We start from the raw sequence: 22,923 nt of genomic DNA, 5'->3' as shown, positions 1-22,923 counted from the left end.
CGGTATCCGGAGAGGGGCGAGCCCGCCCGCCGTCAGCTGTCGAGCCCGTATAGCGAATGCAGAGTCCGAACCGCAAGTTCGGTATACGCCGCATCGATGAGGAAGGAGATCTTGATCTCCGAGGTGGTGATGGCGCGGATGTTGATGCCCTTGGCCGCCAGCGCCTCGAACGCCTTGGCCGCAACCCCCGCGTGCGAGCGCATGCCGATGCCGATCACCGACACCTTGGTGACGTCGGTGGCACCCTCCACGACCTGGTGGCCGATGACGGCCTTGGCGCCGTCGATCACCGCCTTGGCGCGCTCGTAATCGGCCGTGGGCACGGTGAAGGTGATGTCCGTGAAGCCGTCGGCGGACACGTTCTGCACGATCATGTCCACGTTGATGTGGGCCTCGGCCAGCGGGCCGAACACGGATGCCGCGATGCCGGGCTTGTCCGCCACCCGGCGGATGGACACCTGGGCTTCGTCCTTCGAGAAGGCGATGCCGGTGACCACCTGGGATTCCATCTGGTTTGCCACGATCTCCTCCTCGTCGCAGATGAGCGTTCCGGCCTTTTCCACGTGCGCCATCTCGGGCGCGTCGGGGTCGACGAGGCTCGAACGCACGAAGGTGCGCACCTTGTGCACCATGGCGAGCTCCACCGAGCGCACCTGCAGCACCTTGGCGCCCAGCGACGCCATTTCCAGCATTTCCTCGAAGGCGATGCGGTCGAGCCGCCGCGCCTTCGAGACCACGCGCGGGTCGGTGGTGTAGACCCCGTCCACGTCGGTGTAGATGTCGCAGCGCTCGGCCTTCAGCCCGGCGGCGATGGCCACCGCGCTGGTGTCCGAGCCGCCGCGGCCGAGGGTGGTGATGCGTCCGGTCTCGGCATGGATGCCCTGGAAGCCGGCGATCACCGCCACCTGGCCGCCGTCGATGGCGCCGCCAAGGCGCTCGCCGTCGATGTCCATGATGCGGGCCGAGCCGTGGGCGTCGTCGGTGTAGAGCGGGATCTGCCAGCCCTGCCAGGAGCGGGCGGGAATGCCGAGCTGCTGCAGCGCGATGGCGAGGAGACCGGAGGTCACCTGCTCGCCGGAGGCGACCACCGCGTCATACTCGCGCGGGTCATAAAGCGGGGCGGCCTCCTTGCACCAGGCCACCAGCTCGTTGGTCTTGCCGGACATGGCGGAAACCACCACGGCCACCTTGTGGCCCGCGTCCACCTCGCGCTTCACATGGCGCGCCACGTTGCGGATACGCTCGATATTGGCGACCGAGGTGCCGCCGAACTTCATCACCAGCCGAGCCATCGCTCGCGCCTTTCTTCACACGGGATGCGGGGAGAACGTCTCAAAACGGCGCGCGGCGGGAAGCCTCCGTCCGGCGCCGGCCTCGGCGGAGCGTCATTTTCGCGGACGCGGCGTCCCCCGGCGCGGAAGGGCGCACCAAGACGAGGAAGAGAGCATGACGTTCGGAACCATCCCCGGAAACCTTAGTCCGCGCCGGATGGAGAGGGGCGCGGTTCGTTGCGGGCCTCAATAGCGGCAGTTGCGCCGTTGGGCAACCTTCGGGCTTGCCCGGATATCCACCGGGGCGGCCCCTTGACGCAGAAGCGCGAAACGCCCATTCCTCGCGCACCAGCCGGCCGGGCGGCCGCGGTGCGTTTCGCATCGAGGAAAGTCCGGGCTCCACGGAGACACGGTGCCGGATAACGTCCGGCGGGGGCGACCCCAGGGAAAGTGCCACAGAAATCAAACCACTCGTGCGTGCACGAGCCAGGGTGAAACGGTGGGGTAAGAGCCCACCGCGCGACCGGCAACGGGAGCGGCACGGCAAACCCCACCGGGAGCAAAGTCGAATAGGGACGACGCGGGAAACCACCCCTGTCCTCGGGGGGTCGTCCGGGTTGACTGCCAGAGGCGCCGGGCAACCGGCGTCCCAGATGAATGGCCGCCACGCGGGCCAGGATGCCTTGGTGTCCCTGCCCGCCGTACAGAACCCGGCTTACAGGCCGGCTGGTGCTTCCCCTTCCCCCGTGCCGTCCCGCATCGGAAAGGGGCTGCCGCCCGGCGCGGCCCGGTTGCCGGAACGCACCATCGCGCCCGCATCACCGCGCGGGCGGCGTCGCCCCCGCGCCGTTCACCTGCGCCAGCAGATCCTCGGCCTTGGGCAGGATGCCCTCCACCATCACCGCCACGCCCCTGGGATTGGGGTGCAGGCCGTCCTTCTGGTTCAGCGCCGGATCGCCCGCCACCCCTTCGAGGAAGAAGGGATAGAGCAGCACCCCCTGCTCGCCCGCCACTTCCGGGAAGATGGGGTCGAACTGGCCGGCATAGGCGGCGCCGAGATTGGGCGCGGCCCGCATGCCGGCCACCAGCACCCTGATGCCCCGCGCCTTCAGCCGCTCCACGATCTGAGTGACGGCGGCGCGCGTCACCTTGGGCGGCAGGCCGCGCAGCATGTCGTTGGCGCCCAGCGCCACGATCACCGCATCGGTGCCCTGCGGCACCGACCAGTCGAGCCGGGCGAGGCCCTGGGTCGCGGTCTCGCCGGAGACGCCGGCATTCTCGATCACCACGTCGTGGCCGCGGGCCCGGAGCGCGGCTTCGAGCTGCACCGGGAAGGCCTCCTTCGGCCCCACCCCGTAGCCGGCGGTGAGGCTGTCGCCCAGCGCCACCACCCGCACCGTGCGCGCCAGCGCCGGTGACGCGATCGTGATGAAGGCGGCGAGCACGAGCAGCCCTCTCAGCGCCTTAAATGCCGGTTCCCATCGGCCTCGTTTCCATGAGACGTGTCCCGAAGGCCGCCCCCGCATCGCGGCCGCCCCGTTCCGTTCGAAGGTCCTGTCACGCATGAACGATGCTTCCCTGTCCCCGCGCGCGCTCGATCTGAAGGCCGTGGACCTCTCCCTCGGCGCCGGCGCCGCCCGCGTGCATGTGCTGAAGGATGTCTCTGTCCATATCACGGCGGGGGAGACCGTGGGGCTGGTGGGGCCGTCCGGCTCGGGCAAGTCCACCCTTCTGATGGTGATGGCGGGGCTGGAGCGGCCCGACGCCGGCGCCGTGCGCATCGCCGGCACCGAGATCACCGCCCTCTCCGAGGATGCCCTCGCCCGTTTCCGGGGCCGCCACATCGGCATCGTGTTCCAGTCCTTCCACCTCATCCCCACCATGACCGCGCTGGAAAATGTCGCGGTGCCGCTGGAGCTGGCCGGACGGCGCGACGCCTTCGCCCGCGCGGCGCGGGAGCTGGAGGCGGTGGGCCTCGCGCACCGCGCCGCCCATTATCCCGCCCAGCTCTCCGGCGGCGAGCAGCAGCGCGTGGCGGTGGCCCGCGCCCTCGCCCCCGAGCCGCCCATCCTGGTCGCCGACGAGCCGACCGGCAACCTCGACGAGGCCACCGGCCGGCAGGTCATGGACCTGCTGTTCGCCGCCCACCGCGCCCGCGGCACCACGCTGGTGCTGGTGACGCACGATCCCACCCTCGCCGCCCGCTGCGGGCGGGTGCTGAAGGTGCGCTCCGGCGTCATCGCGGAAGACAGCGCCGGGGACGGCCCCCTGGCGGCCGCGCGCCCGGCGGTGACGGCATGAGGACGCCCCTGTTCCTGGCGCTGGCCCTGCGCGAGCTGCGCGGCGCGCGGCGCGGCTTCGGCATCTTCCTCGCCTGCCTGGCGGTGGGGGTGATGGCCATCGCCGGCATCGGCTCCTTCGCCCGCGCCCTCACCGAGGGGCTGGAGCGGGAGGGCCGCGCCATCCTGGGCGGCGACGCCGCCTATACGCTGGTGCAGCGCGAGGCGAGCGCGCAGGAGCTGGCAGAGATCGGCGCCGGCGGCACGGTGGGCCGGGTGGCGCTGCTGCGCGCCATGGCCCGCGCCGGATCGGGCGAGGCGACGCTGGTGGAGCTGAAGGCGGTGGACGCCGCCTATCCCCAGGTCGGCCAGCTCGACATCTCCCCGCCCCAGCCCATGGACGCCCTGTTCCGCCCCGCTGACGGCGCCTATGGCGCGGCGGCGGACGAGGTGCTGATGAGCCGGCTCGGGCTCGGCATCGGCAGCCGGGTGCTGGTGGGCGAGGCCACCTTCGAGATCCGCGCCCGCATCGTCTCCGAGCCGGACCGGCTCTCCAGCGGGGTCGGCTTCGGCTCGCGCCTGCTGGTGTCGGACGCGGGACTCGCCGCCGCCCGGCTGGTCCAGCCCGGAAGCCTCGTGCGCTGGAGCTACCGGGTGGTGCTCGACGCCCCCGAGCGCCTCGCCGAGACGGTGGCGCGGGTGAAGCCCGCCCTCGCCGCGGCCGGCTTCGAGATCCGCACCCGCGACGCGGCGACCCCGCAGCTCGAGCGCAACGTGCGGCGCATCAGCCAGTTCCTCACCCTGGTGGCCCTCACCGCCTTGCTGGTGGGGGGCGTGGGCGTCGCCAACGCGGTGTCGAGCCACCTCGCCGCCAAGCGCGAGACCATCGCCACCTTCAAGGCCCTGGGCGCCACCCGCGGCACCCTGTTCGCCACCTATGCGGCGGAGATCGCGCTGATCGCCCTCGCCGGCATCGCCATCGGCCTCGCGCTCGGGGCGGCGCTGCCGTTCGTGGCTGCGGGCGCCATCGCGGCGCTGGTGCCGTTCCCGCTGGCGCCCCGGCTCGACGGGGCGGCGCTGGCGCTCGCCGCCTTCTACGGCCTCGCGGTGGCGGGGCTGTTCGCGGTGTGGCCGCTCGCCCGCGCCCAGGAGGCGCCGGTCTCCGCCTTGTTCCGCGACGGCCTCGGCGGGCGGCGGCGACGCCCTGCTCCCGCCTACGGGATGCTGGTCGCCCTGCTGGCGGCGGGGCTCGCCGCCGTCGCCCTCTCCACCTCCGACGACCTGCGCACCGCCGCCGTCTTCCTGGCGGCGGCGGCGGCGGTGTTCGCGCTGCTGCGGCTGGTGGCGCTCGTCATCATGGCGCTGGCGCGGCGGCTGCCGCGGCCCCGCTCGGCCTTGGCGCGGCTGGCGCTCGGCAACATCCACCGGCCCGGCGCCCTCACCCCCACGGTGGTGCTCTCCCTGGGGCTCGGCCTGTCGCTGATGGTGGCGCTGGCGCTGGTGGACCGCAGCCTCACCAGCGAGCTGTCCGGCCCCATCCAGGAGGAGGCGCCGAGCTTCTTCTTCGTGGACATTCCCGCCGCCGAGCAGCCGGCCTTCGCCGCCTTCCTCGCGGCCGAGGCGCCCGGCGGGGTGCTGAAGTCCGTGCCCATGCTGCGCGGGCGCATCACCGCGCTCAACGGCGTGCCCGCCGACAAGGTGAAGGGCAGCACCGATTCCGCCTGGGTGCTGCAGAGCGACCGCGGCATCTCCACCTCCGCCGATGTGCCGGACGGCTCCCAGCTGGTGGCGGGCGAATGGTGGCGGCCGGACGAGACCGAGCCCCTCGTCTCCTTCGAGGACAAGCTCGCCGCCGGGCTCGGCCTGAAGCTCGGCGACACGGTGAGCGTGAGCGTGCTCGGCCGCACCATCACCGCGCGCATCGCCAATCTCCGGCGGGTGAACTGGGAGCGGCTCGGCATCAACTTCGTGATGGTGTTCTCGCCCGCCACCTTCGCCGGCGCGCCCTACACCATGCTCTCCACCCTCGCCTTCCCCGACGGCGGCGACACGGCGCGCGAGGCGGCGCTGATGAAGGCGGTGGCCGCCGCCTATCCCGCCGTCACCACCGTGCGGGTGAAGGAAAGCCTGGAGGAGGCGCGGCGCCTGCTCGGCAACCTCTCCCTCGGCATCCGCGCGGCCAGCCTCGTCACCCTGCTCACCTCGGTGCTGGTGCTGGCGGGGGCGCTGGCGGCGGGGCACCAGCACCGGGTCTACGACGCGGTCATCCTGAAGACCCTGGGCGCGACCCGGCCGCGCCTCGTCGCCGCCTATGCGCTGGAATATGCCGGGCTCGGCCTCGTCACCGCCCTATTCGCCGTGGCGGCGGGGGGCCTTGCCGCCTATGCGGTGGTGACGCAGGTGATGGAGATCGCCTTCACCTTCTCCCTGCCGGCGGCGCTGGGCGCGGTGGCGGGGGCGCTGGCGCTCACCGTGGGCTTCGGCCTCATCGGCACCTTCCGGGCCCTGAGCGTGCCGCCGGCGCGGGTGCTGCGGCACCTGTGAGACCTCGGCCCCGGCGCTCCGCAGATCCAGAGGGCTGAGGCCGGCGGCCGAAGGGGCGAGGGAAGCGAGAGAGCGAGCCGCGGGCCCCGGCGAGGGGCACCTGAGTGCCCGCGCGAAAATGGCCCCTTCCGATGCGGCGCGCGGCTGCTACCTTGTGCCCGCCCGCCGGCCGACTCGCAGGCCGCGCCGGGCGCCCCTCCGCGCGGCACGCCGCGTGCTTGCGCGCCAGACATGGAGCTTGTCACTCCCATGCGCTTCGTTCCTTCACTCGCCCTCGCCTGCGCCCTCGGCGCAGCCATCGCCGCGCCCGCCGCCGCCCAGCCGGCCGCGCCCCAGGGAATGCCTCACGACATGCCCCACGGGATGATGTCGCAGGAGGCGCCCCAGGGTGCCCCCTACTCGCCCGAGGACGCCGCCGCCATCCTGGACGCGCGCCTCGCCGCCCTGAAGACCGTGCTGAAGCTGACCCCCGAGCAGGAGAAGCTCTGGCCGCCGGTGGAGGCCTCCATCCGCGACGCCGTGAAGGGCGCCGTCGCCCGCCGCGAGGCCCGCATGGCCGCCCCGCCGCCGGCCACCGCCCTTGATGTACTCGCCATCGTCGCCGATTCGGAGGAGGCCCGCGCCAAGGCGCTCAAGGCCTTCGTCGTGGCGGCCAAGCCCTTCGCGGCGAGCCTGACCCCGGCGCAGCTCCACCGCCTGCCGGCCTTCATCGGCCTCCACGAGACCGGCACCATGCCCGAATCCACCCAGCTCTGGATCTTCGAGGAAGAGGAATGAGCGCCGGCGACGGCGCCTCGCACCGGAAGGGACCCACCGCCATGAAGTCTCTGCTCCTGCCCGCTTTGGTCGCGGGCGCCCTCCTCGCCGGGGTCTCCGGCGCCAGCGCGCTGCCCCTGCCGCAGGCGCCCGCCGCTGCGGCGGGTACCGCCTCCACACTGCCCGAAGCCCCGGTGGTGCCGGTGGCCCAGGGCTGCGGCTGGGGCTGGCATCGCGGCCCCTGGGGCGGCTGCCGCCCGAACGGGGGCTACTACCAGTGGAACCGGCCCTGGGGTCCCCACTGCTGGTGGCGGCCCGGCCCGTTCGGACCCGTGCGCGTCTGCAACTGAGGGCGGGGGCACGGCGTGCCCCCGCCCTCATGAATGGACGCCATCGCGCGCCCCGGAGGCGGCCAGGGCGCTTCCCCGTTTCATGGAATCGGGGAAGCGCTCCGGCTTCCCGAGCTGACGCGTTTCCTTCATGCGCGCCGGTTTCCGCTTCGCTCCAAACGCGCTCGCCCGCCGCCGCCGGGGCGTTGTCCCGCGCTCCCGGCCCCCCGTGCGACGGAATGTGGCCCTTGCGCCCGCTTGATCCCGCCGATGCGCCGTGCGACCCCGGACGAAAGGCGTAGGGAGGGGCGGATGCGGACCACGGGACATGACCATGGGTGAGGCCGACCTCGTCATCGGCGAGGGGCGCGCGCTCGCCGCCCATCCGCTCCGGGCCGCGGTGCTGCGCGAGCTGCACGCCCGCCCGTTCGTGCCGGCGCAGACCCCGCGGCGCATCCTCCATGCGGCCTTCCTGCTCGATGCCGGCGGCGCAAAGGCGGACCGCGAGGCCCTCGCCGCCCTGTGCACCTCGCGCGGGCTGCCGGCCCCGGCGCCGGGCGCCAGGCATCACCACGTCTCCTTCGGCGGGGCCGACCTGCGCTGGGAGAACCACGCCGAGTTCTCCACCTACACCTGGGACCTGCCCTCCCCCGGCGTGCTGCCGGGCATGCTGCCCTTCCAGCCGGCCGCCAGCGCGCTCGCCACCCCCCTCGGCGAGATGCGGCAGCCCGGCCCGCTGCTGGTGGCGGTGGACCTGCACCTGATCCTCGACACGGCGGAAGACCTCTTCCTGGACAGGGTGTTCGACCGCGCCAGCCTCGCCCGCGCCGACGTCAACGACGGCCTCGCCGAGATCGCCACCGATTTCCTCGCCGACCCCTCCGGCTTCGTGCGCATCCTGGTGCGGGACCGGGGCCTGGGGCCGGATGCCGCCGGCGCCCTGGTGCAGCGGCTGCTGGAGATCGAGACCTACCGCACCCTCGCCCTGCTGGGCCTGCCCGAGGCGCAGCGCCTCGCCCCCGCCATCGGCAAGATCGAGGGGCGGCTGGCGGAGGCGGCCAGCGCCATGACCCGCTCCGAGGGCCTTGCTTCCAACAACCGGCTGCTCGACGAGCTGGTCGCCCTCGCCGCCGAGCTGGAGGCGGCCACCACCGGCTCCCTGTTCCGCTTCGGCGCCAGCCGCGCCTACATGGAGATCGTGCGGCTGCGCCTCGCCACCATCCGCGAGGTGCCGGTGCCGGGCTTTCCGACCTGGCAGCAGTTCCTGGACCGCCGCATGGCCCCCGCCATGCGCACCTGCCTCTCCATCGAGGAGCGGCAGGAGAAGATCGCCCGCAAGCTCGCCAACGCCGCCGACCTGCTGCGCACGCGGGTGGACGTGGAGCTGGAGCAGCAGAACCGCGACCTGCTCACCTCCATGAACGCGCGCACCCGCCTCCAGCTGCGCATGCAGCGCACGGTGGAGGGGCTCTCGGTGGCGGCCATCTCCTATTACGTGGTCAGCCTCATCCAGCACCTCGCCGAGGGGCTGCACGAAAGCGGCGTCGCCGCGCGCATCGGCCTGCACCTGGACGTGGGGATGGTCACGGTGGTCGCGGTGCCGCTGACGGTGGTCGCGGTCTGGTGGGTGGTGCGCCGCATCCGCCGCAACCACGGCGACCACGATTGACGCGCGGCGGCGCGCCGCCCTCTGGGGATCGCGCGGATACCCGAAAAGGACGCGGAACCGTCGGGCCGCTCTCTCCACGCCGCGAGCAGCGCCGGCCACGGCCAACGGGACCATCTGCCGCGCGCGGGATCACGACGGGCGGCACCGGCTGCCGGCCCTCGCCGCCACCTGACGGCGCGAGGCGCCAGGGAAGGCACCAGGAATGAAGGGGCCGCCGGAAGGTGGACGGCGTGCCAATACGGAAAGCGGGAGAGAGCATGCGTGACGCCGTCCCTGCCGCCTTCGCCGCCACCCTCGCCGGCCTGCTCGCGGCCGCGTTCGCCCCTTTACCCGCCCGCGCGCAGGAAGCGGCGCCGCAGACCGCCGCCATCCCGCTGAAGCCGCGCCCCGGCGACAGCGGATTCGCCAATTTCGTGACGATCACGGTGGGCGGCGGCCCGGCGGGCGACGTGCTGCTCGACACCGGCTCCACGGGCCTGCGCATCCGCGCCGAGGCGGTGGGGCCGCAGGTGCGGCTCACCGACATCCCGCTTACCTATTCCTACACCAGCGGCAACGTGCTGACGGGCGTGCTCGGCTATGCCGTCGTGGCCTTCCCCGGCTCCGCGCCGGGGGTGGCGACGCCGCAGCCCATCGCCATCCATGTGGTGCGCGCCATCACCTGCAAGCCCGAGGTGCCGCGCTGCCCCGGCTGGCACCCCACGGAAATGGGGGTGATGGGCGCCGCCTACAGCGCCCTGTCGGTGTTCAACCCGCTGGCGCAGCTCGGCGGCAATCTCGGCTCCGGCTTCATCGTGGAAGCCAACGACCTCTCCGATCCGCATGTGCGGCCGCGCGTGGTGGTGGGCCTCACGCCCGAGAACGCGGCGGGCTTCGCGCGCACCGCGTTCGCCGCCCCCGCGGGCGCGCTCCGGCAGCCGGCGGGCCTGAAGGCCTGGAACACCAAGAGCATCCGCACCTGCTTCTCCGTGGACGGCGGCGCGCCGGGCTGCGAGGCCAGCGTGTTCGACACCGGTGCCGGCGCCGGCAGCTTCGAGACCCCGGGCCTTCCCGCCGCGCAGCTCCACCGGCCGGTGCCGCCGGGCGCGCGCGTGACCACGCAGGTGCCCGGCGTCTTGTCCCTGACCGTCACCGCCGGGCGGCGCCCCTGGATCGACCGCTACCGCTACGAGCCGCCCCACGGCACGGTGAAGGGCTTCAACGCGGGCGGGCTCGTCTTCCGCCATTACAAGGTGCTGTTCGACGCGGTGAACGGCGAGATCGGCTTCCGTCCCGCCGCCCCGTGAGGGTGCGCCGGGCCGGGAATGCGGGTAAGAGAGGGCACGCCAGAGCGCGGAGGCCCCATGCAGCCCGTCCAGATCGCCATCGTCCCGGTCACCCCCTTCCAGCAGAACTGCTCCATCGTCTGGTGCACGGCCACCATGGAGGGGGCGGTGATCGATCCCGGCGGCGATGTGGACCGCATCGAGGCCGCCATCGCGGAGACCGGCGCGACCATCGGCAAGATCCTGCTCACCCACGGCCATGTGGATCACGCCGCCGGCGCCGCCGAGCTCGCCGAGCGCCTCAAGGTGCCGGTGGAGGGCCCCCACGCCGCCGACCAGTTCCTCCTCGACGGCCTGCCCGCCATGGCCGCCCAGTACGGCTTCGCCGGCGGCGGCCGCGCGCTGACTCCGGACCGCTACCTGGACGAGGGCGCCCCCCTCGCCATCGGCGCGCTGAAGCTCGACATCCTCCACGTTCCCGGCCACACGCCGGGCCATCTCGTCTACGTGCTGAAGGATCAGAACATCGCCATCGTCGGCGACACCCTGTTCCGCGGCTCGGTGGGGCGCACCGATTTCCCCTATGGCGACCACGCCCAGCTCATCGCCGGCATCACCGGCAAGATGCTGCCCTTGGGGGATGAGGTGGTGTGCCTGCCGGGGCACGGGCCGCTGACCAGCATCGGCGACGAGCGCGCCCAGAACCCCTTCCTCGCGGGCTGAGGCGACCATGGCGCCCCGCTACGCGCTCTATCTCGCCCCCCCGGCCGAAAGCACCCTGTGGCGCTTCGGCTCCCGCATCATCGGCTATGACGCGGACACCGGCGCCGAGGCCGGAGATGGCCTTGCCGTGCCCGATATCGCCGGCTTCGACGCGGAGAAATGGCGCATCCTCACCGCCGAGCCGCGCCGCTACGGCTTCCACGGCACCCTCAAGGCGCCGTTCCGCCTGGCGGCGGGGCGCACCGAGGCCGACCTCGACGCCGCGGCGCGCGCCTTCGCCGCCGTCCACCACCCGTTCGAGCTGCCGCCGCTGGCGGCGCGGGCCATCGGCGCCTTCGTGGCCCTGGTGCCGCCGGTGCCGGTGCCGGCGCTGGAGGACCTCGCCCGCTGCGCGGTGAGCGATCTCGACCCCCTGCGCGCGCCGCTCACGCCGGAGGAGACCGCCCGCCGCCGGCCGGACCAGCTCTCGGCCCGCCAGCGCGATTACCTGGACCGCTACGGCTACCCCTACGTCCACGAGGAGTTCCGCTTCCACATGACCCTCACCGGCCCGCTGGACGAGGCGGCGCGCCCCCATGCGCTCAACGCCCTCGCCGCCGCCTTCTCCGCCAGCGGGGCCGAGACCCCGCTCGCGATCACGGACGTGGGCCTCTATGTGCAGCCGGAGCCGGGCGCGCGCTTCCGCCTCGCGCGGCGCTTCCCCCTCGGCGCGGGGGCGCGGCGATGAAGCAGCTCGGGCTCGAACCCCTCATCGACCCCACCGCCGAGGTGCGCTCGTCCCGCCTCGGCCGCTACACCGAGGTGGGCGCGCGCACCACGCTGCTCGACGTGGAGATGGGCGACTATTCCTACGTGGTGAACGACGCGGACATCGCCTCCGCCACCATCGGCAAGTTCTGCTCCATCGCCGCCATGACGCGGCTCAACCCGGGCAACCACCCCACCTGGCGGGCCACCCAGGCCCACTTCACCTATCGCGCCTCCACCTATTTTCCGGGCGAGGCGGACGACGAGGAATTCTTCGCCTGGCGCCGGGCGCAGCGGCTCGTGATCGGCCATGACGTGTGGATCGGCCACGGCGCCATCGTGCTCGCAGGGCGCGCCATCGGCACCGGGGCGGTAGTGGCGGCCGGCGCGGTGGTGAGCAAGGACGTGCCGGCCTATGCCATCGTCGCCGGCGTGCCCGCGCGGATCGTCAAATGGCGTTTTCCGGACGACATCGCCGCGCGCCTCCAGGCGCTCGCGTGGTGGGACTGGAGCCATGAGGCGCTCCATGCCGCCCTCGCCGACTTCCGTGCCCTGCCGGTGGAGGCCTTCCTGGAGAAGCACGGCGCGTGACGCCGAAGGCCGGCGCGGCGTGAAGCCACCGAACGCGCGCCCGCCGAAAACCTGGGCCGATACGGCGTGAGCCGTGGGCGGGCCGCGTTCCCCGCCCACGGCAATCGATGCTATGAGTGCGCCATGACCACATCGCAAACGACCTCGGCGGGCGTCGCCGCCCTGGAGCCACGGCCCGGCGCCGTCGCATCCGCCATCGCCACCGTGGAAGCCGAGCGCAACGGCCTCGGCGCGCTGATCGCGGCGCTGGAGGGACCGCTGGCGCCGGCCTTCGCGAAGGCGGTGGAGACCATCCGCTCCGCGCGCGGGCGCGTGGTGGTGACCGGCATGGGCAAGAGCGGCCATGTCGCCCGCAAGATCGCGGCGACCCTCTCCTCCACCGGCACCCCCGCCTATTACGTGCACCCGGCCGAGGCCAGCCACGGCGACCTCGGCATGATCACCGCCGACGACGTCATCATCGCCCTCTCGTGGTCGGGCGAGACGGCGGAGCTGCGCGACCTCGTGACCTATTCCCGGCGCTTCGACGCGCCGCTGATCGCCTTCACCGCCCATGGCGAGAGCACGCTGGGGCGCACCGCCTCGCTGGTGCTGGAGCTGCCGCAGGCGGCGGAAGCCTGCCCGCTGGGCCTCGCGCCCACCACCTCCACGGTGATGCAGCTCGCGCTGGGCGATGCCATCGCGGTAGCGCTGCTGGAAAGCCGGGGCTTCACCGCGCTCCAGTTCCGCGCCTTCCACCCCGGCGGCAAGCTGGGCGCCAGCCTCTCCTTCGTGCGCGACGTGATGCGCGGCGCCGCCGCGCTCCCCCTGGTGCCGGCCGGAACGGCCATGGGCACGGCCCTGGTGGAGATGAGCGGCAAGGGCCTCGGCTGCGTGGGCGTGGTGGATGCGGATGGCCGGCTCAAGGGCATCATCACCGACGGCGACCTGCGTCGTCACATGGGCAACGACCTCGCCGCCCGGCCCGTGGAGGCGGTGATGACCTCCAGCCCCAAGACCGTGCGGCCCGACCAGCTCGCCTCCGAGGCGCTCAACATCATGAACACCCGGAAGATCACCTCGCTGCTGGTGGCCGAGGACGGCCGGCCGGTGGGCGCGCTGCACATCCACGACCTCCTGCGCATCGGCCTCGCCTGAGCGGGCACTCACCCGGCCGGTGCCGGCCGGGTTGCGTTCAAGCACCGCGCGGGCGCGACCAAAGCCCGTGAGGATAGCGCACGGGCTCTGCCCTCACGCCCCGGCGGGGCGGGATGACACCAGCCGGTGCAGGGTGGTGATGGTGGAGGCATCCGCCACCCCGTCCACCCGCGAACGGCGGAAGTGGCGCTGGAAGGCGCGCACCACCTGCTCGGTCTCCAGGTCGTAGCTGCCGGTCACGGCGATGGTGTAGCCGTAGAGCGCGAGCAGCGCCTGCAGCGCCTCCACCGGCGGACCGCCGTCGCCCGGCATCAGGAAGCGCCCGCCCGCGGGCGGGGCCTCCGGCACCAGATGGCCCACCCCGGCGGCGTGGAGCGCCTCCCACGGGAAATGCTCGCCCGGATCGTCCTTGCGCGCGGGCGCGACGTCGGAATGGGCGAGCACCCGGTCGGCGCGGATACCGTGGCGCGCCACGATGTCCGCGCTCAGCGCCACGACCGCCGCGACCTGCGCCGTCGGATAGGGCGGCAGGCCGCCGGAATGGCCTGAATTGACGATCTCGATGCCGATGGAGCGCGAGTTGGTGTCGGCAATCCCCTCCCACGCTGAGCGGCCGGCGTGCCACGCGCGCGCGGCCTCCGGCACCATCTGGAGGATGCCCCCGTCCTCCAGCACCACATAGTGGGCCGAGACCTCCGCCTCGGGCCGGCGCAGCAGGTCGATGGCGGCCTGCGCCGTGTCCATGCCGGTGTAGTGCAGCACCAGCATGTCCACGCCCAGGCGCCGCGCCCCGAAATTGGGCGAGGGCGCGAGGGCGGTGACAAGGGCGCTGTCGGGCGCGAAGGCGGGCAGGTCGGTCACTTGAGATCGCTCACTTGAGGTCGCGCAGCTCCGCGATGCGCCCGTAGGCGGCGTTCAGCGCCGCCACCCGGTCGTTGGCGAGCTTCACCGCCGCCGGCGGCAGGCCGCGGGCCTGGATGCGGTCGGGATGGTGCGTGACGACCAGGGCGCGCCAGCGCTGCTTCACCTCGGTATCGGAGGCGTCGGGCGAAAGGTCGAGCACGGCATAGGGGTCGTCAGCGCGGCGCACGTGTCGCGACTCGATGCGGGCATAGGCGGTGCCGGCGAAGCCCAGGATGCGCCCCACCTCCTCCAGGAAGAGAAGCTCGCGCGGATGCAGGGCGTGGTCGGCCTTGGCCACGTGGAACAGCGCGTCCATGAGGTCCTCCCGCGTGTCGGGGTCGTCGGCGAACAGCTCCGCCACCTGCCGGGCATAGCTCTCGTAGCCGGCGACATCGGCCTTGGCGAGATTGTAGAGCCGGGAGACGGCGTCGAAATCCTCCGGCGGAATGTCGAACACCTCGCGGAATGCCTGGACCTCGGACGGCACCACCACGCCGTCGGCCTTGGCCATCTTGGCGGAGAGAGCGATGAGCGCCACCGAGAAGGCCGCCGGCTTGGGCGCCGGGGCGAGCAGCAGGCGGTCCAGCGCGTGCCCGGCCAGGGCCCCCAGCAGCGCCCCGAGCGGGCCGCCCAGGAAGAGGCCGAGGCCGGTTCCGCCGATCAGTCCATAGGTCACGCGCGTCTCCATCGTGGTCCCGGCGGAAGCTGGAGCAGCACTTTGGCGTTCTCAAGATCGCACCCGGCCGGAATCATGATCTCATGTGTCTGCCTCCACCCGCGGCAGCCACACGGTGAAGACGCTGCCGGCGCCCTCGGCGCTCTCCACCCCCATGGCGCCGCCGGCCCGCTCCACCAGGGTGTAGCTGATGGAGAGGCCGAGCCCGGTGCCGCCCTGGCCCTTGGTGGTGAAGAAGGGATCGAACACCCGCGCCAGATGCCCGGCGGGGATGCCGCGCCCGGTGTCGCGCACCGCCACGGCGACGCCGGGGCGCCCGCCGCGGGCCTCGTCGCGGCTCTCGATGGCGAGGGTGCCGCCGGCGGGCATGGCATGGACCGCGTTCACCATCAGGTTGATGAGCACCTGCTGCAGCTCCACCCGGTTCATGAACACGAGGCCCTCGGCCGTCTCCCGCCGCTCCACCGCGATCTCGGCGCGGGAGACGAGGTGCTGCACCAGAAGCAGGCTGTCGCCGATCACCTCGGCCGGCGCCACCGGCTCGCAGGCGCCGGCGAACTCGCCGGGCCGGGCGAACTGGAGCAGCTTCGAGACGATGACGTTGATGCGGTGCACCTGCTGGTCGATGAGGTTGAACTCGGTGCGCACCGGGGCCGCCGCCCGGCCCAGCAGCTCGCGCGCCACATCGAGGTTGCCCTGGATGACCGCCACCGGATTGTTGATCTCGTGGGCGATGCCGGCCGTGATCTCGCCGATGGCGGCGAGCTTGCCGCTCATCACCAGCTGCTTCTGGGCGGCGGCGAGCTCGGCATTGGCCTGCTCCAGCTCGCGGGTGCGCGCCGCCACGCGGGCGTCGAGCGCATCGGCCCAGTGGCGCAACTGGGCGTCGCGCTGACGCAGCAGGTCCAGCATGGCATCGAGATGGTGGGCGAGGCGGCCGATCTCGTCATCCGGCCCCGACAGGCCGGTGCGGGCGGAAAGGTCCCCCTCCTCCACGCGGGAGATGGTGGCGTTCATGGCTTCCAGCGGCCGGAAGATGCCCGCCGCCCAGCGCAGCAACACGGGGATGGTGACCGCCGCCACCAGCACGAAGCCCACCCCCACGGCGATAAGGATCGCGCGCTTCAGCGCCAGGAAAGGCGCCTCCAGGAAGCCCACGTAAAGCATGCCCACCCGGCGCCCGGCGGAATCGAGGATGGGCTCGTAGGCGGAGATGTACCAGTCGTTCACCACGAAGGCACGATCGAGCCACACCCGCCCCTCGTCCAGCACCGCCCCGCGCACCTCGCCCGAGACGCGGGTGCCGAGCGCCCTTTTGCCCTCGAACAGGCGCACGTTGGTGGAGATGCGTACGTCGTCGAGGAACAGGGTGGCGGTGCCCTCGCTGCCGGCGGGCAGGGCGCCGCGGCCGTAGACCAGCTCGTTGATGGTGTCGATGAAATCGAGGTTGCGGTTCAGCAGCACCCCGCCCACCAGGGCGCCGCTGAACGCGCCCTCCGCCCCGCCCGCGAGCCGCACCGGGGCGGCCGACTGCACCACCATGCCGCGCCCTTCCTGGGTGCGTTCGGTGGGCACGGCGCCGGGGGTGGGCACGAGGTCCACGCGGGCCCGCGCCTCCAGCTCGGGCGAGATACGGGCGAGGGCCTCGGGCCCGAACACCTCGATGGACGAGCCCGCCCGCCCGGCCAGCGCGCGTTCCACCACCGGCATGGCGGCGATGGCGCCCGCATCCGGCCGGGCGCCTGGGGGCGAGGCCGCCACCAGCGCCCCGGAGGCGTCGAGCACATAGAGGAAATCGAGCCCCAGCGCGGCGCGGCGCGCGGCGAGGAAGGCCGCGAGCGCCGCCCGGTCCCCGCCCTGGGCCACCCTCTCGAACGCCACCGAATCACCGAGCGCGTGCAGGGTCTCGTCCGAGCGCTCCATCAGGCGGTCGAGATACTGGCGGGCGATGGTGAGGTCGCCCTGTACCTTGGAGATGAGCAGGCGGTCGAACTGGCGGGTCCACCAGCCCACCGCCAGCAGCAGCACCAGGGGCAGGATGATGAGGGTGGGCAGCAGCGCGATGGCGAGCAGGCGCATGCGCACGGAGCCGAGGCGCCCGAGCGCCCCGGACGGGCGCGGCCCGGCCCCGGCGCCCTCAGCCATGCCAGGCCTTCAGCTTGCGGTCGAGGGTCTTGCGCGAGACGCCGAGCCGGCGCGCGGCTTCCGCCCGGTTGCCGGCGGCCTCGGAAAGCACCTTGAGCATGTGGTGCTTCTCCACCGCCTCCAGCGCCTGGGAGTGGGCCTCCTCGCCCTCCCCGTCGGCGGCGGGCACCACGTCGCGCGGGAAATCCCCCAGGATGAGCGCGCGCTCGATCACGTTGCGCAGCTCGCGCACGTTGCCGGGCCAGGGGTAGCGGGCGAGCGCGCGCAGCACGCCCTCGGAAAGCTCCAGCGGCGGCACGCCCAGGGTGGCGGACAGCTCCGCCATGAACAGGCGGGCCAGGGGTGCGACATCCGCCGCCCGCTCGCGCAGGGGGGCGAGGTGGATGTTCACCACGTTGAGGCGCCAGTAAAGATCCTGCCGGAACCGGCCGGAGGCCACCATCTCCTTCAGGTCGCAATTGGTGGCGGCGACCAGGCGCACGTCCACCGGCACCTCGCGCTCGGCGCCCACCGGGCGCACCTTCTTGTCCTCGATCACGCGCAGCAGCTTGGCCTGGAGGCCGGGCGGCAGCTCCCCCACCTCGTCGAGGAACAGCGTGCCGCCCTGGGCATAGAAGAACAGCCCCTCGCGGGAGGAGGCCGCGCCGGTGAAGGCGCCCTTCAGGTGGCCGAACAGCTCGCTCTCGATGATCTCGGGGGCGATGGCGGCGCAGTTCACCGGCACGAACGGCTTCTGGGCGCGGGGCGAGGCGGTGTGGAGGGCGCGGGCGGTCACCTCCTTGCCGGTGCCGCTCTCCCCCGTCACCAGCACGGTGGTGGGCATGGGCGCGACGCGGGCCACCATGTCGCGCACGGCGCGGATGGAGAGGGATTCGCCCACCAGCGGCGAGGGGCCGGCGGCGCGCGGCAGGCCGGAAAGCTCGCGCCGCAGCACGAAATTCTCGCGGAACAGGCGCCCGCGCTCCAGGCAGCGGGCGATGGCGTTGAGGATCTGGCTGGAGCGGAACGGCTTCAGCACGAAATCCGCCGCCCCGGCCCGCAGCGCCTCGATGGCGGTCTCCAGGTCGGCGAAGGCGGTGATGAGAATCACCTCGCCGTAGAAGCCGGTGGCGCGCAGCTCCTTCAGCCAGTCGAGCCCGGAGCGGGCGGCCATGATGTTGTCGAGGATGATGAGGTCGAAGGGCGTCGCCTCCAGCAGGCGCGCGGCACCCGCGACGTCCGAGGCTTCCGCCACCTGCCGGCAGCGGGGGCCAAGCATGCGGGTGAGGAAGTTGCGCATGCCGGGCTCGTCGTCCACCACCAGCACGGCGGATTCCGAAAGATGGGGGCTGAAGGTGCCGTCGGTGGCGCTCTCCGCCGGGGCGGGGCTGGTCATGCTCATGGGTCGGCCGCAGTTTCCCGGCCCGCGCCGGCCGGGCGGCGGGGACCATGCCCGAAGCGCGGCGCCGGGCGCCGGGCTTCCTCCCCGATGCCGGCGGGCTTCTCAGGCGGGGCAAGCCCGCGCGGCCCGTTCGTCATCGAGCTTATCAATCGCTCAAATCGCTGCGGCGATCAAATGGCGGGCGGGAACCGGCAAGCGACCGGCCCCCGCCCGCCCGGATGGGACGATCAGTGGAAGAGGATCACCGCCTTCTGCAGGGTGATCCACACGCCCCAGACCAGGGGCAGGCCCACGGCGAGCCAGGCCACCGCCACCAGCGCCACCGGGGTCGAGCCCTGCGCCACCGGCGTGGAGCCGCGGCTAGAGGCGGAAACGCCGTCCTTCGCCTCTTCCTCGAAATCCTCGAAGTCGGCGTGGACTTCTTCTTCCTTCTTCTGGGCGGCGAGCTTGCCGGCCTTCTTCAGCTCCTCGTCGGTCATGTAGAGGTGCTCGGGAAGGGGCCGCACCAGCAGGTTGGCGATGAAGCCCAGCACCAGGAGCCCGGCCAGGATGTACATGGTCTGGTCATAGGCCGCGAAGCGCGGGATGCCGGAGGCGATCTGGTATTCGCGCAGGTAGTTCACCAGCACCGGGCCGAGCACGCCGGCGGTGGCCCAGGCGGTGAGCAGCCGGCCGTGGATGGCGCCCACCATGTGGGTGCCGAAGATATCCGCCAGATAGGCCGGGATGGTGGCGAAGCCGCCGCCGTACATGGACAGGATGATGCAGAAGGCCAGCACGAACAGCACCACCGAGCCCATGTGGGCGGTGGTGGGCACCAGCGCATAGAGCGCGAAGCCCAGCACGAAGAAGACCGCATAGGTCATCTTGCGGCCCAGCCGGTCGGAGAAGGAGGCCCAGCCGAAGCGCCCGCCGATGTTGCACAGGGAGAGCAGGCCCGTGAAGCCGGCGGCGATGGCGGCGATCTGCGCCTTCTGCCCGGCGTCGAGCTCCGAGAAGGTGAGGTCGAGCCCGATCAGCCGCCCGCCGAACACTTCCTGCAGCATGGGCGAGGCCATGCCGATGACGCCGATGCCGGCCGAGACGTTGAGGCACAGCACCGCCCACAGCAGCCAGAACTGCGGGGTCTTCCAGGCCACGTTCAGGTGCACGTGGCGATGGGTGACCATGGCGTTGGCGCTGGCGGCGGGGGGCGTCCAGCCGGCCGGCTTCCAGCCCTCGCGCGGGACGCGGTAGCCGAGCGCGCCGGCCACCATGAACACGAAGTAGATGGCGGCCATGGCGAGGAAGGTCTGCCACACGCCCACCGAGGTGGGCGTGGCGAAATGCTGCATCAGCATGTTGGCCAGCGGCGCGCCGATCATGGCGCCGCCGCCGAAGCCCATGATGGCCATGCCGGTGGCCATGCCGCGCCGGTCCGGGAACCACTTGATGAGGGTGGAGACCGGCGAGATGTAGCCGAGGCCGAGCCCGATGCCGCCGATGACGCCGGAGCCGAGCCACAGCATCCAGATCTGGTGCAGGTAGACGCCCAGCGCCGAGATCACGAGCCCGCCGCACCAGCAGAAGGCCGAGACGAGGCCCGCCTTGCGCGGGCCGGCATGCTCCAGCCAGCCGCCCCAAACCGCCGCCGAGGAGCCGAGCAGCACGAAGAACAGGGTGTACATCCAGCCGAGCTGGGAGATCTGCCAGTCGCAGGAGGTGGCGAACAGGCCGGCGATGAAGCCCATGTCGGCCGGGCAGGCGACCGGCGCGGTGATGCCGACGGCGCGCGAGAGCGGCAGCCAGAACACGCTGAAGCCATAGGCCATGCCGATGCACAGATGGATGGCGAGGGCGGCCGGCGGCACCAGCCAGCGGTTGAAGCCGGCGCCGGCGACGGTGCGCTCACGGCTCAGGAATGGCGGTGGGGCGAGGGTGGTGACGGACATTCTTCCTCCTGGCGTGTTCTTGTTCTGGCGTTTTGCCGGCCCGCGCCGGGGCGTGGGCGGGTGAGGAATTGCAAACAGGAGGCCAAGCGCGCGCCGCGCGCGGGAGCGCGGCAAAGGGCTGGAATCAAAGGGCATCCGCACGCACGCGCCGGCACACATATGGACATTTTGTCCATCGAGGCGGCTCCGTCCCGGCGAATATGGTCAAAATGACGCAGTCCGGGCGGGTGCCCGGCCGGCGCTCTCAGCCCAGCTCGAAGCTGGTGATGCCGAAGATGCGCGCCAGCGGCAGGCGCGGCGCCGGCCCGCGATACATGCGCGCGGTCTCGAACACGGGGGCGAGGCCCGCCTCCTCCGCCAGCGCCCGTGCCTCCGCATTGGGCTCGGGCACGTCGAGATAGAGGGGCTCTGTGCCCGCCGCCGGCGCCAGGGCTGCGAGGAGGGCACGCGCGTCTCCCGGCGTGGCCGCGAACAGGGGGCCGATCTTGAAGCCCTCGCGGCACCGCCGCGCCACCCCGTAGCCGGTGACGGCGCCTTCCTCCACCAGCACCCGCACCGCGCCGCCGGGCGGATGGAGCCAGCGGGCGAGGAAGGCGGGGCGCGGAAAGCCGAAATGGGCCTCGTCGCAGGCCGCCACCCGCGCCAGCAGCTCCGGCCCCGGCGCCACGACGCGCGGATCGTCCACGCCCGCAGGGCGCGCGCGGCCGCCGTAGCGGATGTTGCGGTGGGCGAGCACGAAGCCGCAGGCGGCGTAATTGGCCTGCTGCGCCACCACCCCGTCGAGCCCCGCCGTCAGGCCGTCGAGCCGCGCCAGGCCCGCCCGCCACAGGGCGAGCCCGAGCCCACGGCCGCGCAGGTCCGGCCGGCAGATGTAGAAGCCCAAGAAACCGAAGCCCAAGCCGAAGCCGCCCGCGTAGCGCACGGCGGAAAGGGTCGCCGCCATCTCGCCCGCCAAGAACAGGCCGAGAAAGCCCTCGCCGTCCTGGGCGCGAAAGGCCGCGGCATCGGCAGGGCCGGGATTCCAGCCCTCGCGGGCGGCCCACTCCACGGCGGTCTCCACCTCGCCCGCCGCGAGGGGCCGCACCCGGGCCTCAGCCACGGTCGGCCTCCTCATCGTCCGCCGGCGCACGGGCGGGGAACATCACCATGCGGTTGCGCCCGCCGCCCTTGGCGGCATAGAGCCCGTGATCCGCCCGCTCGATGATGGCCTCGATGCCACGATCCCCGTCCATCAGGAACGACACACCGATGCTCGCCCGCACATCGAGCGCGGCCTCGCCCACCATCACCGGGCGGTCGGAGAGGGAGGCGATGAGATTCTGCGCCACCTGCGCCGCGCCGAAGGCATCGGTGTGGGGCAGGAGCACGGCGAATTCCTCCCCGCCCATGCGCGCCGGCAGGTCGCGCGAGCGCAGGGAATCCCTCAGCCGCGCCGCCACCTCGCGCAGCACGGCGTCGCCCGCGGCATGGCCGAAGCCGTCGTTGACGGACTTGAAATGATCGAGGTCGAGCATCAGCACCGAGAGGTCGGATTCGGTGGCGACGGCGATGCGGAAGGCGCGGTCCGCCTCCTCGAAGAAGCGCCTGCGGTTGCACAGGCCGGTCAGCTCGTCGGTGACGGCGAGGTGACGCAGCTCCTCCTCCAGCCGGCGGCGCTCCGACACGTCCCAGTAGACGACGATGTAGGTGTCGCCGATGAAGCGGAACCGGAACTGGAGCGTGCGCGTCTGCCCGTCGCGGCAGGCCACCTCCCACTCCACCTGCTCCACCACGTGCGGGTCGGCCCGCACCCGCTCGATGCGGGCGCGCCAGTCGGCGATCACCTGGGCGCGGACGGCATCGTCGGGAAAGCCCTTTTCCCACCAGTCGTCGTGGTGGGGCGCGGCGCCACGGTAGTCGTAGCCCAGAAGGTGGTCCGACATGGCATTGCAGAACAACTCGCGCATGTTGCGGTCGTAGATCTCCACCCCCACCGGCAGCGAGCGCACGATGTCCTCGAGCATGGTGCAGAAATCGACCACCGCGGCGGTGGCGCCGCCGCGCCCCGGCGCCGGCCCGCGGGTGCCGTGATCGCGCAGGGTGACGAGGAAGCCGAGCCCGTCGGGCAGGGGAGCGGCCTTGAAGCCCAGGGTGGCGAGGCCGATGGGGGTGCGGCAATAGAGCACCATCTCCTCGGTGTCGTGCGCCTCGTCCATCAGCAGGCCGCGCACCCGCCCGGCGGCATAGGCGCCGAGAAGCTCGGTGAGATCGCGGCCGGTGAGGTCCTGTCCGGTGACGTCGCGCCCGGCAACGTCGCGCCTCTGGGGATCGCGGCCGAAGAGGCCCGCCGCCTGGGCGTTGGCGCGACGGACCGTCAGCCCGTCCGGCTCGATGGCGAGCAGGGGGGTGAAGACCAGATCGAGCCACGCGAAACGATCCGCGCTCTTCCCTGCGGACACCTGGTTCCCCTCCAGCCACCGTTCACGGAACCGCCCCTCATGAAGGTAGCGTGCCCCGCGTGGCTGTACAGGTGAAAATTACCGCAGCGGCGCGCATAAAGTGTGCTTTTTCCCGGCAGGTTGCGGGCGGTTCGCATG

General features: G+C 72.6%; 19 protein-coding genes and 1 other RNA gene. 11 read left to right on the top strand and 9 right to left on the bottom strand.

Features of this window, described 5'->3' with window-relative positions; all coding sequences use genetic code 11:
• Positions 1–32: 32 nt before the first annotated feature.
• Positions 33–1,292: an aspartate kinase gene (locus V5F75_RS04425; protein ID WP_394033277.1), complete on the bottom strand. Its 1,260-nt coding sequence runs from the start codon at positions 1,290–1,292 to the stop codon at positions 33–35.
• Positions 1,293–1,619: 327 nt separating this feature from the next.
• Between V5F75_RS04425 and rnpB the strand changes: the two genes are divergently transcribed.
• Positions 1,620–2,005, top strand: an RNA gene (rnpB, locus tag V5F75_RS04420) — RNase P RNA component class A.
• 84 nt (positions 2,006–2,089) lie between these two features.
• Here the strand turns inward: rnpB and V5F75_RS04415 are convergent.
• Entirely contained in the window at positions 2,090–2,716 is a 627-nt protein-coding gene (locus V5F75_RS04415; RefSeq protein ID WP_394033276.1) for an arylesterase, read from the bottom strand.
• 118 nt (positions 2,717–2,834) lie between these two features.
• Between V5F75_RS04415 and V5F75_RS04410 the strand changes: the two genes are divergently transcribed.
• The 10 genes from V5F75_RS04410 to V5F75_RS04365 all read left to right on the top strand — a co-directional run bounded on the left by V5F75_RS04410 (position 2,835) and on the right by V5F75_RS04365 (position 13,311).
• On the top strand, positions 2,835–3,572 hold the full coding sequence (locus tag V5F75_RS04410) for an ABC transporter ATP-binding protein (protein WP_394033275.1): 738 nt from the start codon (positions 2,835–2,837) through the stop codon (positions 3,570–3,572).
• Positions 3,569–6,094: an ABC transporter permease gene (locus V5F75_RS04405; RefSeq protein WP_394033274.1), complete on the top strand. Its 2,526-nt coding sequence runs from the start codon at positions 3,569–3,571 to the stop codon at positions 6,092–6,094. The genes V5F75_RS04410 and V5F75_RS04405 overlap by 4 nt, the downstream gene beginning before the upstream one ends.
• A 249-nt stretch (positions 6,095–6,343) precedes the next feature.
• Complete coding sequence (locus V5F75_RS04400) at positions 6,344–6,871, top strand: Spy/CpxP family protein refolding chaperone (RefSeq protein ID WP_394033273.1); 528 nt, start codon at positions 6,344–6,346, stop codon at positions 6,869–6,871.
• Positions 6,872–6,912: 41 nt separating this feature from the next.
• Positions 6,913–7,200 (top strand): GCG_CRPN prefix-to-repeats domain-containing protein, encoded by a 288-nt coding sequence (locus V5F75_RS04395; protein ID WP_394033272.1) that lies wholly within the window; start codon positions 6,913–6,915, stop codon positions 7,198–7,200.
• Positions 7,201–7,513: 313 nt separating this feature from the next.
• On the top strand, positions 7,514–8,848 hold the full coding sequence (locus tag V5F75_RS04390) for a DUF3422 family protein (RefSeq protein WP_394033639.1): 1,335 nt from the start codon (positions 7,514–7,516) through the stop codon (positions 8,846–8,848).
• A 257-nt stretch (positions 8,849–9,105) separates the two neighbouring features.
• Entirely contained in the window at positions 9,106–10,134 is a 1,029-nt protein-coding gene (locus tag V5F75_RS04385; RefSeq protein ID WP_394033271.1) for a hypothetical protein, read from the top strand.
• Positions 10,135–10,191: 57 nt separating this feature from the next.
• Positions 10,192–10,836, top strand: a complete 645-nt coding sequence (locus V5F75_RS04380) for an MBL fold metallo-hydrolase (RefSeq protein WP_394033270.1) — start codon at positions 10,192–10,194, stop codon at positions 10,834–10,836.
• 7 nt (positions 10,837–10,843) lie between these two features.
• Entirely contained in the window at positions 10,844–11,563 is a 720-nt protein-coding gene (locus V5F75_RS04375) for a DUF1045 domain-containing protein (RefSeq protein ID WP_394033269.1), read from the top strand.
• Complete coding sequence (locus tag V5F75_RS04370) at positions 11,560–12,174, top strand: LbetaH domain-containing protein (protein ID WP_394033268.1); 615 nt, start codon at positions 11,560–11,562, stop codon at positions 12,172–12,174. The genes V5F75_RS04375 and V5F75_RS04370 overlap by 4 nt, the downstream gene beginning before the upstream one ends.
• A gap of 123 nt (positions 12,175–12,297) precedes the next feature.
• Positions 12,298–13,311 carry a KpsF/GutQ family sugar-phosphate isomerase gene (locus tag V5F75_RS04365; RefSeq protein WP_394033267.1) on the top strand — a complete coding sequence of 338 codons (1,014 nt, stop codon included), beginning with the start codon at positions 12,298–12,300 and terminating at the stop codon, positions 13,309–13,311.
• A 93-nt stretch (positions 13,312–13,404) separates the two neighbouring features.
• Here V5F75_RS04365 and V5F75_RS04360 read toward each other — a convergent pair whose 3' ends face one another.
• The 7 genes from V5F75_RS04360 to V5F75_RS04330 form a co-directional block, all read right to left on the bottom strand.
• The gene (locus V5F75_RS04360; protein WP_394033266.1) at positions 13,405–14,172 is read right to left on the bottom strand and encodes an N-acetylmuramoyl-L-alanine amidase; all 768 of its coding nucleotides are present in this window, start codon (positions 14,170–14,172) and stop codon (positions 13,405–13,407) included.
• Between the two features lie 10 nt (positions 14,173–14,182).
• Complete coding sequence (locus V5F75_RS04355) at positions 14,183–14,890, bottom strand: TerB family tellurite resistance protein (protein WP_394033265.1); 708 nt, start codon at positions 14,888–14,890, stop codon at positions 14,183–14,185.
• Between the two features lie 81 nt (positions 14,891–14,971).
• The gene (locus V5F75_RS04350) at positions 14,972–17,035 is read right to left on the bottom strand and encodes a cache domain-containing protein (RefSeq protein ID WP_394033264.1); all 2,064 of its coding nucleotides are present in this window, start codon (positions 17,033–17,035) and stop codon (positions 14,972–14,974) included.
• The gene (locus V5F75_RS04345) at positions 17,028–18,410 is read right to left on the bottom strand and encodes a sigma-54-dependent transcriptional regulator (protein WP_394033638.1); all 1,383 of its coding nucleotides are present in this window, start codon (positions 18,408–18,410) and stop codon (positions 17,028–17,030) included. The genes V5F75_RS04350 and V5F75_RS04345 overlap by 8 nt, the downstream gene beginning before the upstream one ends.
• A gap of 233 nt (positions 18,411–18,643) precedes the next feature.
• Positions 18,644–20,347 (bottom strand): OFA family MFS transporter, encoded by a 1,704-nt coding sequence (locus V5F75_RS04340; RefSeq protein ID WP_394033263.1) that lies wholly within the window; start codon positions 20,345–20,347, stop codon positions 18,644–18,646.
• A 244-nt stretch (positions 20,348–20,591) separates the two neighbouring features.
• Positions 20,592–21,446, bottom strand: a complete 855-nt coding sequence (locus V5F75_RS04335; RefSeq protein WP_394033262.1) for a GNAT family N-acetyltransferase — start codon at positions 21,444–21,446, stop codon at positions 20,592–20,594.
• Positions 21,439–22,785 carry a GGDEF domain-containing protein gene (locus V5F75_RS04330; protein ID WP_394033261.1) on the bottom strand — a complete coding sequence of 449 codons (1,347 nt, stop codon included), beginning with the start codon at positions 22,783–22,785 and terminating at the stop codon, positions 21,439–21,441. The genes V5F75_RS04335 and V5F75_RS04330 overlap by 8 nt, the downstream gene beginning before the upstream one ends.
• Positions 22,786–22,923 lie beyond the last annotated feature (138 nt).

The sequence above is a fragment of the Xanthobacter albus genome, assembly GCF_043194895.2.
Lineage (GTDB): Bacteria > Pseudomonadota > Alphaproteobacteria > Rhizobiales > Xanthobacteraceae > Xanthobacter.
This window is presented reverse-complemented; position numbering and strand designations above follow the sequence as displayed.

Excerpts from the sequence above, each read along its gene's own strand:
- V5F75_RS04410 (WP_394033275.1), top strand. The coding sequence starts at position 2,835 with ATGAACGATGCTTCCCTGTCCCCGCGCGCGCTCGATCTGAAGGCCGTG.
- V5F75_RS04365 (WP_394033267.1), top strand. The coding sequence starts at position 12,298 with ATGACCACATCGCAAACGACCTCGGCGGGCGTCGCCGCCCTGGAGCCA.
- V5F75_RS04425 (WP_394033277.1), bottom strand. The coding sequence starts at position 1,292 with ATGGCTCGGCTGGTGATGAAGTTCGGCGGCACCTCGGTCGCCAATATC.
- V5F75_RS04375 (WP_394033269.1), top strand. The coding sequence starts at position 10,844 with ATGGCGCCCCGCTACGCGCTCTATCTCGCCCCCCCGGCCGAAAGCACC.
- V5F75_RS04345 (WP_394033638.1), bottom strand. The coding sequence starts at position 18,410 with ATGACCAGCCCCGCCCCGGCGGAGAGCGCCACCGACGGCACCTTCAGC.
- V5F75_RS04395 (WP_394033272.1), top strand. The coding sequence starts at position 6,913 with ATGAAGTCTCTGCTCCTGCCCGCTTTGGTCGCGGGCGCCCTCCTCGCC.
- V5F75_RS04390 (WP_394033639.1), top strand. The coding sequence starts at position 7,514 with ATGGGTGAGGCCGACCTCGTCATCGGCGAGGGGCGCGCGCTCGCCGCC.
- V5F75_RS04340 (WP_394033263.1), bottom strand. The coding sequence starts at position 20,347 with ATGTCCGTCACCACCCTCGCCCCACCGCCATTCCTGAGCCGTGAGCGC.
- V5F75_RS04370 (WP_394033268.1), top strand. The coding sequence starts at position 11,560 with ATGAAGCAGCTCGGGCTCGAACCCCTCATCGACCCCACCGCCGAGGTG.
- V5F75_RS04385 (WP_394033271.1), top strand. The coding sequence starts at position 9,106 with ATGCGTGACGCCGTCCCTGCCGCCTTCGCCGCCACCCTCGCCGGCCTG.
- V5F75_RS04405 (WP_394033274.1), top strand. The coding sequence starts at position 3,569 with ATGAGGACGCCCCTGTTCCTGGCGCTGGCCCTGCGCGAGCTGCGCGGC.
- V5F75_RS04350 (WP_394033264.1), bottom strand. The coding sequence starts at position 17,035 with ATGGCTGAGGGCGCCGGGGCCGGGCCGCGCCCGTCCGGGGCGCTCGGG.
- V5F75_RS04380 (WP_394033270.1), top strand. The coding sequence starts at position 10,192 with ATGCAGCCCGTCCAGATCGCCATCGTCCCGGTCACCCCCTTCCAGCAG.
- V5F75_RS04400 (WP_394033273.1), top strand. The coding sequence starts at position 6,344 with ATGCGCTTCGTTCCTTCACTCGCCCTCGCCTGCGCCCTCGGCGCAGCC.